This window comes from Kitasatospora sp. NPDC127111 (assembly GCF_042677465.1).
In the GTDB taxonomy this organism is placed as follows: domain Bacteria; phylum Actinomycetota; class Actinomycetes; order Streptomycetales; family Streptomycetaceae; genus Kitasatospora.
In genome coordinates, this window is record NZ_JBHXTG010000005.1 from 18,040 (window position 1) to 30,818 (window position 12,779).

Consider the following 12,779-nt stretch of genomic DNA (forward strand, 5'->3'; position numbering starts at 1 on the left):
GGCACCCGTCTTCGGCAGGGCTCCGGGACGGCGCGGAGGGGCGGCCCGGGGCGTCGATAGAGTGGGGCGGTTTCGAGAGGCGGGGGTGGGGCGGGTGATGGTCGGCGACGTGCTGGACGGCCGGTACGAGCTGATGGAGCGGCTCGGCCAGGGCGGCTTCGGCGTGGTCTGGCGGGCCCTGGACACCCGGATGCGGCGGCAGGTGGCGGTCAAGGTCATCAGCCACCACGGCGAGGACCAGCAGAAGGCCGCGCTCCGGTTCGTCCGGGAGGCCTGTGCGGCCGGGAACCTCTCGCACCCGCACATCGTCACCGTGCACGACCTCGGGGAGGGCGAGCTCGGCGGCCGGCAGGTGACCTACCTGGTGATGGAGCTGCTCAGCGGCCGCACCCTGACCGCCGTGCTCCGGGCCGGCCTGCCCGACCCGGAGCAGAGCCTGCGCTGGGGGCGCGAGATCTGCTCCGCGCTGGCCGCCGCCCACGACGCGGGCATGGTGCACCGCGACATCAAGCCCGACAACATCATGGTCACCGAGGCCGGCACGCTCAAGGTGCTGGACTTCGGCATCGCCCAGCTGGACGTCGGCGCGGGCGGGTTGACCACCACCGGGACGATCGTCGGCAGCCCGGCGTACATGGCGCCGGAGCGCTGGACCGGCGGCCGGGTGGACGGCCGGGCGGACCTCTACGCGTTCGGCTGCGTCCTGCTCGAACTCTGCACCGGGGCGCGGCCGTTCGGCGGGGACTCGACGCCGGTGCTGATGTACCAGCACCTCAACGAGCCGCCGCCGGCGCTGGATCCGGCACCGTTCGGGCTGCCCGCGGGGGTGGCCGCGCTGGTCGCCGAGCTGCTGGCCAAGGACCCGGCGGACCGGCCGGCCGACGCCCGCGCCGTGGAGCGGCGGCTGGCGGCCCTGGCGGAGCGGCGGGCGGAGGCGGCTCCGGCCGTACCGCCGGCGGCCGCGACCCCGACGGTGCTGGACCGCCCGCTGCCGCCCCCGCCCGCCGCTCCGCCGTCGGCCCCTCCGGTGCCGGTCGCCCCGGCGTCGGCCGCCCCCACCCCCACGGCCCCGCCGGTACCCGCCGGGCCGCCGGCCTCGGCGCTCGCCGCGCCGCCCGCCGACGCGCCGCGGCCGGCGCACCCGCCCGTGCTGTCGCCGCTCACCACCCCGCCGGTCACCGCCCCGCCCGCGGCGAACGAGGCCGTCCGGGCCGCGCTGCGCGAGCGCCGGACCGCCGCCCACCGGGCGGCCACCGCCGGCGAGTCCGCGATCCAGCTCCAGGCGGTCGCCCGGGACTCCGTGGTCGCGCTCGGCGCCACCGACCGGGACACCCTCAACGCCTGGCGGGACTTCACCTGGTACCTGAGCCGGGCCGGCGACCTCGACGGCGCGATCCGGCTGCTCACCACGGTGGTCGAGGACATGCGGCTGGCCCTGGGCCAGACCGACCCCGACACCCTCGCCGCCCGGTACCACCTGACCTGGTGCATCGGGGAGAGCGGCGAGACGGTCAGCGCGATCCGCCGGCTCACCCAGCTGCTGCCGGACCTGCACGCCGCCTGGGGCGGGCACGACGCGCGAGTGCTCAAGGCGCGGCACGACCTGGCGGTGTACGCGGCCAACCGGGGCGACCTGGACGGCGCCGTGCTGCAGCTGCGCACCCTGCTGCCGGACCTCGCCCGGGCGCTCGGCGAACAGCACCCGACCACCGTGCAGGCCTGGCACGACCTGTCCGCCTACCAGCAGCGGCTGGCCCAGCCGGCCCGCCGCTCCCGCGCCGCGCGGAAGGTGCGGATCGGCCAGGCCGAGGCACTGGCGCTCGTCCGGCGCCTGTTGGCCTGGGACTTCGCCTCGGACCAGGAGGCCGACGCCTGCCTGACCGCGCTGGAGCGCGGCACCGGCATCAAGGGGGTCGGGGACTGGATCCTCTCCGCGCCGGACCACGTCACGGCCGAGGACCTGGTGGAGGAGATCTTCGGGCCGTGACGTCGTGACGTCGTGACGTCGTGACACGGTGACGCCGTGACGCCGTGACGCGGTGACCGGCCCGCCGGCGGCGGCCTCCGGCCCTTGCTCGGCCGTTCACCCAGCCGTTCTCCCCCGCCGCTATCGTGTCCCGGTCACGGTGAACACCGGTCAGATCCGGTGGACTTGGGGGTAGGGGGAGACATGAGGGCTGGGGAGGTGCTGGACGGCCGCTACCGGCTGGACCGCGAGCTCGGCGCGGGCGGTTTCGGCGTGGTCTGGGCGGCGTACGACGGCAACATCGGGCGGCCGGTCGCGGTGAAGCTGCTCTCCGAGGAGAAGGCGAGCGACGAGGAGGCGGTCGAGCGGTTCGTGCGGGAGGCGAGGACCGCCGGCAGCCTCTCCAACCCGCACATCGTCACCCTGCACGACTACGGCCGGGTGCAGCGGGGTGCCTGGTCCACCCACTACCTGGTGATGGAACTCGTGCCCGGCCGGCCGCTGTCCGCGGTGCTCAGGGAGGGCACCCCGGACCTGGCGCTCTCGCTGAAGTGGATCCGGCAGGTCTGCAAGGCGCTGGACGCGGCGCACCGCTCGGGCGTGGTGCACCGGGACATCAAGCCGGAGAACATCATGATCGCCGACAGCGGCGAGGCCAAGGTGCTGGACTTCGGCATCGCCCGGCTGCTCACCCAGTCCGGCGGGCTCACCTCCACCGGCGTGGTCATCGGCACCCCGCCCTACCTGGCCCCCGAGTGCTGGTCCGGCGCCCCGATCGACGGCCGCGCCGACCTGTACGCGCTCGGCGTGGTGCTCTTCCAACTCTGCACCGGGCAGCGGCCGTTCAATGCCGGGACGCCGGTCACCCTGATGTACCAGCACCTGAACGACCCGCCGCCGCCGATCCGCACCCCCGACCCGGCGCTGGCCGTCCTGGTCCGCCAACTGCTCGCCAAGAACCCGGCCGACCGGCCCGCCGACGCCGCCGAGGTCCGCCGCCGGCTGCGCGAGATCAAGGTCGGCGTGGAGGAGCCCAGCGCGGAGGCGCTGCGCCGGCGGGCCGACCAGGCCTGGCAGTACGGGGTGGAGGGCCGGCCGGGGGAGGCCGTCAAGATCCTCACCCGGTTGGTCCCGCAACTCGCCCGGACCTGCGGCCCGGACGACCTCCGCACCCTGCGCACCTGCCACGACCTGGCCCTCTGGCTGGCCCGTGACGGCAGCCCGGGCGCCGCCGTCGCGCTGCTGGGCGAGCTGGAGCAGGCGCTCGCCGACGAGCCGGACGCCCGCGCCGACGCGCTGCGCGACCTGGACCGCTGGCGGCGCGAGCGCGACCGCAGCGGCCCCGGCCGGGACCGCCCGCTAACCCTGCGGCAGCTTCTGGACGGCTGACCGCAGGGCCGCCGAGGCGCCGGTGGCGATCGGCTCGCCGTGGCCGAACACCGCCGTCTCCACCGGCAGCGCGGCCAGCCGGCGAAGGGCCTCGGCGGCGCGCGCCGGGTCGGTGTTGAAGACGCCCATCATGGTCTGCCCCCCGACGTTGGCGACGGCGTCCCCGGTGAAGAGCACGCCGGGCGCGGGCAGGTGGACGGCGACACTGCCGTCGGTGTGCCCCGGCACGTGCACCACCACCGCGCCACCGCCGAAGTCGAGCACCTCGCCGTCCTCGACCTCCCGGTCCACCGGGCAGGGCGGGGCCGGAGGGAGCGGCGGCAGCCCGGCCCGGATCTCCTCCTCGAAGGGGCTCAGCACCGGCGGCACCGGTGCCTGCTCGCCCCGGACCACCGGGGCCTCCAGCCGGTGCGCCACCACCTCGGCGCCCCAGCGCTCCGCCAGCTCGGCGGCCGAGCCGGTGTGGTCCTCGTGGTGGTGGGTCAGCACGATCCGGCGCAGCGCCGCCGGGTCCGACCCGGCCCGGCGGATCGCCGCCTCGATGGCGTCGGCCGACCCGGCGATGCCGGTGTCGACCAGGGTGAGGGCCTCCCCGCCCCCGTTCCCGTCGTTCTCGTCCCGCCAGAGGTAGGCGGTGCCGAAGTCCAGTGTGATCATGTACAACTCGGGCCGCACCCGCGTGAGCTCCATGCCCGTGATCCTGTGCGCCGGGCCTGCCCGCCCGCACGCGTGTTCGCCCTGGGCATGAGGCCGTTCGCCCACGGCGGAGCCCGGGCCGGGGTGTGCGCCGGGGGCTGTCAACCGTACGGGCACCCGATTCGGGGCCGTCGCCGCTTGTGGGAATTGATAGGAATTCGCCCACGGGGACACCCTGGTTCGCAGGTGGGAGGCGTTGATATACCTCGCAAGCAAGAGTCCGGGTGCGGTGTGCGGCCGCCCCGGCCAGCTGCGAAGAAACTGGTGGTGACGCTCAGATGAAGCTCCTCCGTGTCGGACCGCCGGGCGCCGAGCGTCCGGTCGTGCTGGGCCAGGACGGCACCGCGTACGACCTCTCCGGGCGGGCCCGGGACATCGACGGCGCCTTCCTCGCCGGGCTCGACCCGGTCGCGCTGGCCCGGGACGTGGCCGCCGGCCTGCTGCCGGAGGCCGACCTCACGGGGCAGCGGGTGGGCGCGCCGGTGGCCCGGCCCGGCAAGGTGGTCGGCATCGGGCTCAACTACCGCGACCACGCCGCCGAGGCCGGGGCGCCGATCCCGGACGAGCCGGTGATCTTCCTCAAGCCCAGCTCCACCGTGGTCGGCCCGTACGACGAGGTGCTGGTGCCGCGCGGCGGCGAGAAGACCGACTACGAGGCCGAGCTGGCGATCGTGATCGGCCGCACCGGCCGCTACCTGGAGGACCACCGGGCGGCGGCGGAGGTGATCGCCGGGTACACCATCGCCAACGACGTCACCGAGCGCGCCTTCCAGTTCGAGCGCGGAGGCCAGTGGGACAAGGGCAAGTCGGCGGAGACCTTCACCCCGCTCGGGCCCTGGCTGGTCACCGCGGACGAGGTGGCGGACCCGCAGCGGCTGCCGCTGCGCCTCTGGGTCAACGGCGAGCTGCGGCAGGACGGCTCCACCGCGCAGATGATCTTCCCGGTGCTGGAGATCGTCCGGTACGCCAGCCAGTTCATGGTGCTGGAGCCGGGCGACGTGATCGTCACCGGCACCCCGGCCGGGGTCACCCTGGGTCGCCCGGGGACCCCGTTCCTCACCCCGGGGGACATCGTCGAGATCGAGATCGACGGGCTCGGCCGCCAGCGCCAGGTGCTCGGCAAGGCGTGACGCGCACCGTCGGTGACCCCCGGGGCCTGCCCCGGAACGGTCACCGGCCCCGGCCCCGGGCACGGGGGCTGGGGGCGCCGACCGGCCGAAGGGGCGCGGCCGCGCCGTCAGGCGGGCGGCTCCAGCAGCGCGCGCAGCCGGGCCACCCGCGAGTCGTCCGGGCCCTCCAGGGCCAGCAGACCGGCCAGCACCTCCGCGGTCTGCGGGTCGCCGAGCGCCGTGGCCGCCGCCATCGCCACGAACTGGTCCACCAGCCAGTCCCGCAGCTCGGCCACCGGAACCGTCCGGCCCTCGTCCAGCCAGGTCAGCGAGGCGCCCTCGACCACCGCGATCCACGAGCGGACCAGCAGCGTCAGCCGGGGCCCGGGCTCCCGCACACCCAGGTGACGCAGCGTCCGCTTGAGCGCCGCCCGCCGCACCTCGTCCACGATCGCCGAGGTGCCCGCCGTCTCCACCACCGAACCGCCGCGCAGCAGCGCCGCGTAGCCGGCGTCGTGCTCGGCCACGAAGGCGAAGTAGCTGTCCAGCACGGCGGCCAGCTGTGCGGTCGGGGTACCGGCCAGCGGCACGGTGAACCGGCTGGTCAGCTCCTCGGCCGCACTGCGCAGCGCGGCCTCGTACAACTGCTGCTTGCCGCCCGCGAAGTAGCGGTACACCAGCGGCCGGGACGCCCCGGCGGCCTCCGCCACGTCGTCCAGGCCCACCTCCTCGGGGGCCCGGGCGGCGAACAGCTCCAGGGCCACCGCGATCAGCTGCTCCCGGCGCTGCTGCACGGGCAGCCGCCGGTATCCGGCGCGGCGCGGGCGGGCCTCGGGGGTGGTGGGGGCTGAGGCTGAGCTGGCGTCCATGGCGGTCAGCGTAATGGCCGTCCCGGCGTTCCGCCCCTGGCCTGCGGGGCACTTCTCGCCCGGCGGTCCGCGCCCCACCCGTTCACCCGGTCGGGTGACAGGTTCCCCGGCGGACCGGCCCGGGGAGCGGGCACCCGCCCGGGACGGACGCCGGGCGAGCCGGGGACGGACGCCGTGCCCGCCCGCCGGTGCGCGGGGCGCCGGGCCGATCTGGCCGGTCCATGCCAGGGGGGAGGGGCTTGCAATCGGCTCCCGCCACGAAATGATGTCCGAATGGTTGAAGAACTGATCAGCTCCGACGGCACCACCCCGCGCCGTATCGCGGACGCCTACGTGCGGGCGCTCGCTTCGCTGGACCCGCTGACCGCGGTGTACCTGGGGCTCAACCCCGAGGACGACCGGCTGCCCGACCTCTCCCCGGCAGGCAACGAGGCGATCGCCGAGCTGGCCCGGCAGACCCTCGCCCGGCTCGTCGCGGCGGAGGAGGCCGGTGCGGCCGAGGACGAGGCCGAGCGCCGCTGCGCCCGGCTGCTGCGCGAGCGGCTCACCGCCGAACTCGCCGTCCACGAGGCGGGGGAGGGCTTCCGGGCGATCCGCAACCTGGGCTCCCCGGTGCACAACCTGCGTGACGTCTTCATCCTGATGCCCACCGAGACCGAGCAGCAGTGGGAGCAGGCCGGCCGCCGGCTGGCCCGGGTCCCCGCCGCGCTCGACCAGTACCGCGAGACGCTCACCGAGGGCATCCGGCGCGGCCTGCTCTCCGGCCCCCGCCAGGTCACCACCATGGTCGGGCAGCTGGAGGAGTGGGCCGAGGGCGAGCACCCCGGCGGCTGGTTCGGCGAGTTCGTCCAGCAGGCCCCCGAGTCGCTGCGCCCGGGCCTGGGCGAGCTCGCCCTCGCCGCCTCCGACGCGCTGGGCCGGCTGCGCGAGTGGCTGGCCGACGAGTACGCCGCGGCCGCCGCCGACGCCCCCGACACCACCGGGCGCGAGCGCTACGGCCGCTGGGTCCGCTACTGGACCGGCGCCGACCTCGACCTCGACGAGGCGTACGGCTGGGCCTGGGAGGAGTTCCACGACCTGCTCGCCCAGATGAGGGCGGAGGCCGAGAAGGTGCTCCCCGGCGCGACCCCGATGGAGGCGATGAAGTGGCTGGAGAGCGACGGCCCGGCCATCCGGGGCGCCGAGGCCACCCGTGAGTACCTCCAGGGCCTGATGGACCAGGCGATCAACGACCTGCAGGGCACCCACTTCGACCTGGCCGAGCCCGTCACCCGGGTCGAGTCGATGATCGCCCCGCCCGGCAGCGCCGCCGCGCCGTACTACACCGCGCCGTCGCTGGACTTCAGCCGCCCGGGGCGGACCTGGCTGCCGACCCTCGACCGGCAGAGCTTCCCGGTCTGGGACCTCGTCTCCACCTGGTACCACGAGGGCGTCCCCGGCCACCACCTCCAGCTCGCGCAGTGGAACTACGTCGCCGACCGGCTCTCCACCTACCAGGTCAGCATCGGCGGGGTCAGCGCCAACCTGGAGGGCTGGGCGCTGTACGCGGAGCGCCTGATGGACGAGCTGGGTTACCTCACCGACCCCGGCCACCGGCTCGGCTACCTCAACGCCCAGATGATGCGCGCACTGCGGGTGATCGTCGACATCGGCATGCACGTCGGCCTGGAGTTCCCCGCGGACTCGCCGTACAAGCCGGGCGAGACCGTCCTGCCGGACTCCGCCCGCGAGTTCTTCGGCCTGTACTGCGGCCTCTCGACCGAGTTCCTGGACAGCGAGCTGGTCCGTTACCTGGGCATGCCCGGCCAGGCGATCGGCTACAAGCTGGGCGAGCGCGCCTGGCTGCGCGGCCGGGCGGCGGCCCGGGCGGCGCACGAGGCGCGCGGCGAGGCGTTCGACCTCAAGGCCTGGCACATGGCGGCGCTGTCCCAGGGCTCGCTGGGCCTGGACGACCTGGTCGCGGAGCTGGCCGCGCTGTAGCGGTGCCGGCCGCGCGACGGCGGGCCCCCGGGTGTCCTGGACGCCTGGGGGCCCGCCGTCGCTTTCCGTCGCGGTCCTGGTCCCGCGGTCCCGGGATCCTGGTTCTTTGGTCCCAATTCGCCATATTTGGTGAGGTTTTTCCTTGCCAATCCGCTCACCGCGCGTTTGGCTGGAAGGCGACTGCGTGACCTCTCCGCACCCGACGGAAGGCTCCCCCAGTGTCTTCGCAACCTGCCACCGGTCATCAGATCAAGGAGGCGGCCGACAGCCGCCGATGGTGGGCGTTGGCGGTCATCGCCATCGCCCAGCTGATGATCGTCCTCGACATCACCATCGTGAACATCGCGCTGCCGTCGGCCCAGAAGGACCTCGGCATCTCCGACGCCAACCGGCAGTGGGTGATCACCGCCTACACCCTGGCCTTCGGCGGACTGCTGCTCCTCGGCGGGCGGCTCGGCGACCTCTTCGGCCGCAAGCGCGTCTTCACCATCGGCCTGCTCGGCTTCGCCCTCGCCTCCGCGATCGGCGGCGGCGCGTCCGGTCCGGCGATGCTGTTCGCGGCCCGCGCCCTGCAGGGCGCGTTCGGCGCACTGCTCGCCCCGTCGGCACTGGGGCTGCTCTCGACCACCTTCAGCGATCCACGGGAGCGCAGCACGGCCTTCGGCATCTTCGGTGCGATCGCCGGCGGCGGCGCCGCGATCGGCCTGATCCTGGGCGGCCTGCTGACCGAGTACCTGAACTGGCGCTGGTGCCTGTTCGTCAACACGCCGATCGCGATCTGCGCGGCCGTCGCCGCCTACTACGTCCTCACCCGTGACCACATCGCCAAGGGGCGCCGGGTCAAACTCGACCTGCCCGGCGCGCTGCTCGGCTGCGGCGGTCTGCTCGCCATCGTGTTCGGCATGTCCGAGGCGGTCAGCCGGGGTTGGGGCGACTGGCTGGTGCTGGGCGCGCTGGCCTTCGGCGTGGCCCTGCTGGCGGTGTTCGTGCTGGTCGAGAAGCGGACGGAGCACGCGCTGCTGCCGCTGCACATCGTCGGCGAGCGCAACCGCGGTGGCGGCGCGCTCTCGGTCGGCCTCGCGATGGTCGGCATGTTCGGCCTGTTCCTGTTCCTGACCTACTACCTCCAGGTGATCAAGCACTTCTCGCCGGTGATGTCCGGCGTCTCGTTCCTGCCGATGACCGCCGCGATCGTCATCAGCTCCACCGGCTTCGCGGCCCGGCTGATGACCAGGGTGCCGTCGCGCAACCTGATCGGACCGGGGCTGCTGCTCGCCGCGGCCGGCATGGCCTGGCTCACCCAGATGAAGGTGGACAGCCCCTGGGCCGGCATGGTCCTGCCCGCCGAACTGCTGCTCGGCTTCGGCATGGGCCTGGTGTTCATGCCCTCGATGAGCCTGGCCACCCTCGGCGTCGCCCCGAACGAGGCCGGCGCGGCCTCGGCCACCATCAACTCGGCCCAGCAGGTGGGCGGATCCTTCGGCACGGCGCTGCTGAACACCATCGCGGCCAGCGCCACCGCGAGCTTCCTGGCCACCCGGATCGCCTCCGACCCCGCGGTCCGGGCCGAGGGCGCGGTGCACGGGTACGTGGTCGCCACCTGGGTGGCGATGGGCATCCTGCTGCTGGCGGCGCTGATCGCGTTCCTGATGATCAACCACCGGCCGGCCCCCGGGGAGGCCACCGGCGGGACCGGCGCCGCACCGGCCGAGGCCGGGGCGGCCGGCGGCGGGGTGAGCGCCAAGGCCGGGGCGGTGTCGCCGAGCCAGCGGCAGCGGGCCTCGTAAGCGGTGGACGACCTGAGAGCACGGGCATTCTGAAACTTTCCGCAAGGTCTTGCAGTCAACGTCCGGCGCCTGCTTGACTCCTGGCGACCACCAGGGATCAAGGAGGCGCCGCCGTGCCGGAGTTCGAGTCCGCCGCCACCACCGCGTCCGGGTCCGAGTACGAGTACGAGTACGAGCTGCTCGTGGTCGGCGGGGCCGGCGTCGACACGATCGTCCGGGTCGACCGGCTGGAGATCCCGGACGGCGACTCCCGGTCCGTGCCGCCGATCCGCGACCACGTCGCCCACACCGGCAACGGCGTCGCCCTCGGCGCCCACCACCTCGGCCTGCGCACCGCCTTCATCGACCACCTCGGCGACGACCCGCAGGGCGAGCTGATCCTCGCCGAATACGCCCGGCAGGGCCTCCCGTTCGCGCACCTGGTCTCCCCGCACGGGACCCCGCGCGCGGTCAACCTGGTCGACGCGGCCGGCCGCCGGTTCTCCTTCTACGACGGACGCCACCCCGCCGACCTGCGCCTGCCGCGCGCGTTCTACCTCCCCTACGTGGAGCGCAGCCGGCACGTCCACCTCTCCATCACCGGCACCAGCCGCGACCTGTACCCGGACCTCCACCGGCTCGGCCGCACCAGCTCCACCGACCTGCACGACTGGGACGGCGCCGAGGAGCACCACCGCGACTACGCGCTCAACTCCGACCTGGTCTTCCTCTCGGTGGCCGGCTGCCGGGGCCGCCACGAGGAGGTGATGCGGGCGATCCTCGCCGAGGGCCGGGCCACCGCCGTGATCGCCACCGCCGGCGCGGAGGGCTGCCACCTGCTCACCCGGGACACCGCGCCGCTGCACCTGCCCGCCGTCGACCCGGGCCGCCCGGTGGTCGACACCAACGGTGCCGGGGACGCCTTCGTGACCGGCTTCCTGTACGCCTGGTTCCGCGGCCGCCCGCTGCCGGACTGCGCCCGCGCCGGCTCGGTGGCCGGGGCCTTCGCCTGCACCACGGCCGGGACGCACACCGCGTTCATCACCGCCGACGGGCTCGCGGCCGGCCTGGCGGGATGACGCTTTCTCATCCTCCTCCCAGTCGGAGATCACACCCTTCCCAGCTGGTTCCGCCATAGTCGGGTCCGTACTCGCACCGACACCCCGGGCAGGAGCAGATCAGGTATGGGCCAGCACCGTCGCCGACCGCCCCGACGCCGCCTCCTGGCCCCCACCCTCCTCACCGTGCTGTCGGCCTTCACCGTGGCCGCCTTCGTCGTCGGCACGCACGGCCTGACCTCGGAGGCGACGGCCGTCGGCGGCCCTTCGGGGGCGGCCGTCACGTCGGCGACCCCGGCCCCGGCCCCTTCCCCGGCACCGCCCGCGGCGTCGGACTCCGCCGCCCGCGCGGCGGACCCGGCGGCCACCCCCGCCGTGACGCCCCCGCCCGTCGCCACCGCCACCGCGGCGCCCTCGCCGACCGCCACCGCGGCCCCGTCGCCGACCGCCACGGCGGCCCCCGGTACCACCACCGCGGCCCCGGCCAGTAGCGAATCGGCCACCGTGGGCGCCCTGTTCGAGGGCGCGGTGGAGGCGGGCAACCACTTCTGCACCGCCAGCGTGCTGCACAGCCCGACCGGCAACCTGCTGCTCACCGCCGCCCACTGCCTGAGCAGCGCCGACGGCGTCGTCTTCGCCCCCGGCTACCGCAACGGCGAGGCCCCGTACGGCACCTGGCGGGTCACCGCCGTGCACACCACCGACGGCTGGTCCCGCACGGGCGACCAGGACGAGGACTTCGCCATCCTGGAGACCGCCGCCTCGAACGGCCGCCGGATCGAGGACGTCGTCGGCGCCAACCGCCTCGGCCCCGACGAGCCCTTCGACGCCACCGTCCGCCTCTACGGCTACCCCGCCGGCGCCGAGACCCCCAACCTCTGCACCAACACCACCGACCGGCAGGGGAGTTACCAGCGGGTGGTCGACTGCCCCGGCTACCCCGGCGGCACCAGCGGCGGCCCCTGGATCAGCACCGCCACCGGCCACGTCGTCGGCACCATCGGCGGCCACCAGCAGGGCGGTGACACCGACGACACCTCGTACAGCGCCTACTTCGACCACACCATCGCGGCGCTCTACCTGGAGGCGGTCGCGGCGGCCTCCTGACCCCCGGCGCCGGGCGGGGCCCACCCCGCCGCGGCCGGGCGGAGCCGCCCCGAACCGCGCCCGGGAATGACGAAGGCCCAGATCCGTGGATCAACTCCACTGACCTGGGCCTCAGTTGCACTTCTCGCGAAGTGCCCCCGGCAGGATTCGAACCTGCGCACCCGCCTCCGGAGGGCGGTGCTCTATCCCCTGAGCTACGGGGGCCTGCTTGGTGTCGTCTTCGCGTTCGCTCCGACGTGGAGAACATTACCAGGCTCGGGGCGTGGTCCGTGCACGGGTTTCCGATCGCGGGTCTCCGGCGGGCGGGTGGAAGTGCGCAAAGGCCGGACGGGGCGGGTGGCCCGCCGATACCCTCGGTGAGGTGTCGGGAGTGTCCGGGCGGGTCCTCGTGGTGGACGACAGCGAGGTGATCCGCCAGCTGATCAGGGTCAACCTCGAGCTGGAGGGCTTCGAGGTGGTGACCGCGGCCGACGGCGCCGAGTGCCTGGAGGTGGTCCGGCGGGTCAAGCCGGACGTGGTGACGCTGGACGTGGTGATGCCGAGGCTGGACGGGCTGCGGACGGCGGCCCGGCTGCGCGCGGCGCCGGGGACGAGCGGGCTGCCGATCGCGATCGTGAGCGCCTGTTCGCCGGCCGACCTGGACCTCGGGGAGGCGGTCGGGGTGGACGGGTACCTGGGGAAGCCCTTCGATCCGGCGGATCTGGTGGCGCTGGTCCGGCGGCTGATGGCGCTGGGCGGGAAGCCCGTCGGGTTTCGCCCTGAGCGAACAGAGCGCACGGAACGCGGCTGAGCACCGCCGACCAGGGCGTTCCCGCCGTCTCAACGGGCAAACCGAGTGG

Annotated in this window: 10 protein-coding genes and 1 tRNA gene; 8 read left to right on the forward strand and 3 right to left on the reverse strand. The window is 74.5% G+C overall.

Features of this window, described 5'->3' with window-relative positions; all coding sequences use genetic code 11:
* Window positions 1-97: 97 nt before the first annotated feature.
* A complete protein-coding gene (locus ACFVHB_RS05030; protein WP_380315246.1) occupies window positions 98-1,987 on the forward strand; it encodes a protein kinase in 1,890 nt (629 codons plus the stop codon).
* 183 nt (window positions 1,988-2,170) lie between these two features.
* Window positions 2,171-3,355, forward strand: a complete 1,185-nt coding sequence (locus tag ACFVHB_RS05035; protein WP_380315248.1) for a serine/threonine-protein kinase — start codon at window positions 2,171-2,173, stop codon at window positions 3,353-3,355.
* Here ACFVHB_RS05035 and ACFVHB_RS05040 read toward each other — a convergent pair.
* Window positions 3,326-4,045, reverse strand: coding sequence for an MBL fold metallo-hydrolase (locus tag ACFVHB_RS05040; protein ID WP_380315251.1), 720 nt, complete (start codon window positions 4,043-4,045; stop codon window positions 3,326-3,328). The genes ACFVHB_RS05035 and ACFVHB_RS05040 overlap by 30 nt on opposite strands.
* 284 nt (window positions 4,046-4,329) lie before the next feature.
* On the opposite strand from ACFVHB_RS05040, the gene ACFVHB_RS05045 reads away from it, so the two are divergent.
* Window positions 4,330-5,181 carry a fumarylacetoacetate hydrolase family protein gene (locus ACFVHB_RS05045; RefSeq protein WP_380315254.1) on the forward strand — a complete coding sequence of 284 codons (852 nt, stop codon included), beginning with the start codon at window positions 4,330-4,332 and terminating at the stop codon, window positions 5,179-5,181.
* A 107-nt stretch (window positions 5,182-5,288) separates the two neighbouring features.
* On the opposite strand, the gene ACFVHB_RS05050 is transcribed toward ACFVHB_RS05045, so the two are convergent.
* Window positions 5,289-6,029, reverse strand: a complete 741-nt coding sequence (locus tag ACFVHB_RS05050; RefSeq protein ID WP_380315257.1) for a TetR/AcrR family transcriptional regulator — start codon at window positions 6,027-6,029, stop codon at window positions 5,289-5,291.
* A 273-nt stretch (window positions 6,030-6,302) separates the two neighbouring features.
* On the opposite strand from ACFVHB_RS05050, the gene ACFVHB_RS05055 reads away from it, so the two are divergent.
* The 4 genes from ACFVHB_RS05055 to ACFVHB_RS05070 all read left to right on the forward strand — a co-directional run bounded on the left by ACFVHB_RS05055 (window position 6,303) and on the right by ACFVHB_RS05070 (window position 11,940).
* On the forward strand, window positions 6,303-8,009 hold the full coding sequence (locus tag ACFVHB_RS05055) for a DUF885 domain-containing protein (protein WP_380315260.1): 1,707 nt from the start codon (window positions 6,303-6,305) through the stop codon (window positions 8,007-8,009).
* A gap of 218 nt (window positions 8,010-8,227) precedes the next feature.
* Window positions 8,228-9,796 carry an MFS transporter gene (locus tag ACFVHB_RS05060; protein WP_380315263.1) on the forward strand — a complete coding sequence of 523 codons (1,569 nt, stop codon included), beginning with the start codon at window positions 8,228-8,230 and terminating at the stop codon, window positions 9,794-9,796.
* A 113-nt stretch (window positions 9,797-9,909) separates the two neighbouring features.
* Window positions 9,910-10,854: a carbohydrate kinase family protein gene (locus ACFVHB_RS05065; RefSeq protein ID WP_380315266.1), complete on the forward strand. Its 945-nt coding sequence runs from the start codon at window positions 9,910-9,912 to the stop codon at window positions 10,852-10,854.
* A 105-nt stretch (window positions 10,855-10,959) separates the two neighbouring features.
* Entirely contained in the window at window positions 10,960-11,940 is a 981-nt protein-coding gene (locus ACFVHB_RS05070) for a trypsin-like serine peptidase (protein ID WP_380315268.1), read from the forward strand.
* 132 nt (window positions 11,941-12,072) lie between these two features.
* On the opposite strand, the gene ACFVHB_RS05075 is transcribed toward ACFVHB_RS05070, so the two are convergent.
* A tRNA-Arg gene (locus tag ACFVHB_RS05075) sits at window positions 12,073-12,144 on the reverse strand.
* Between the two features lie 166 nt (window positions 12,145-12,310).
* Between ACFVHB_RS05075 and ACFVHB_RS05080 the strand changes: the two genes are divergently transcribed.
* On the forward strand, window positions 12,311-12,730 hold the full coding sequence (locus ACFVHB_RS05080) for a response regulator (RefSeq protein WP_380315570.1): 420 nt from the start codon (window positions 12,311-12,313) through the stop codon (window positions 12,728-12,730).
* The last annotated feature ends 49 nt before the right edge of the window (window positions 12,731-12,779 follow it).

Coding starts and splice junctions, on each gene's coding strand:
- ACFVHB_RS05030 (WP_380315246.1), top strand. CDS start 98: ATGGTCGGCGACGTGCTGGACGGCCGGTACGAGCTGATGGAGCGGCTC.
- ACFVHB_RS05035 (WP_380315248.1), top strand. CDS start 2,171: ATGAGGGCTGGGGAGGTGCTGGACGGCCGCTACCGGCTGGACCGCGAG.
- ACFVHB_RS05040 (WP_380315251.1), bottom strand. CDS start 4,045: ATGGAGCTCACGCGGGTGCGGCCCGAGTTGTACATGATCACACTGGAC.
- ACFVHB_RS05045 (WP_380315254.1), top strand. CDS start 4,330: ATGAAGCTCCTCCGTGTCGGACCGCCGGGCGCCGAGCGTCCGGTCGTG.
- ACFVHB_RS05050 (WP_380315257.1), bottom strand. CDS start 6,029: ATGGACGCCAGCTCAGCCTCAGCCCCCACCACCCCCGAGGCCCGCCCG.
- ACFVHB_RS05055 (WP_380315260.1), top strand. CDS start 6,303: ATGGTTGAAGAACTGATCAGCTCCGACGGCACCACCCCGCGCCGTATC.
- ACFVHB_RS05070 (WP_380315268.1), top strand. CDS start 10,960: ATGGGCCAGCACCGTCGCCGACCGCCCCGACGCCGCCTCCTGGCCCCC.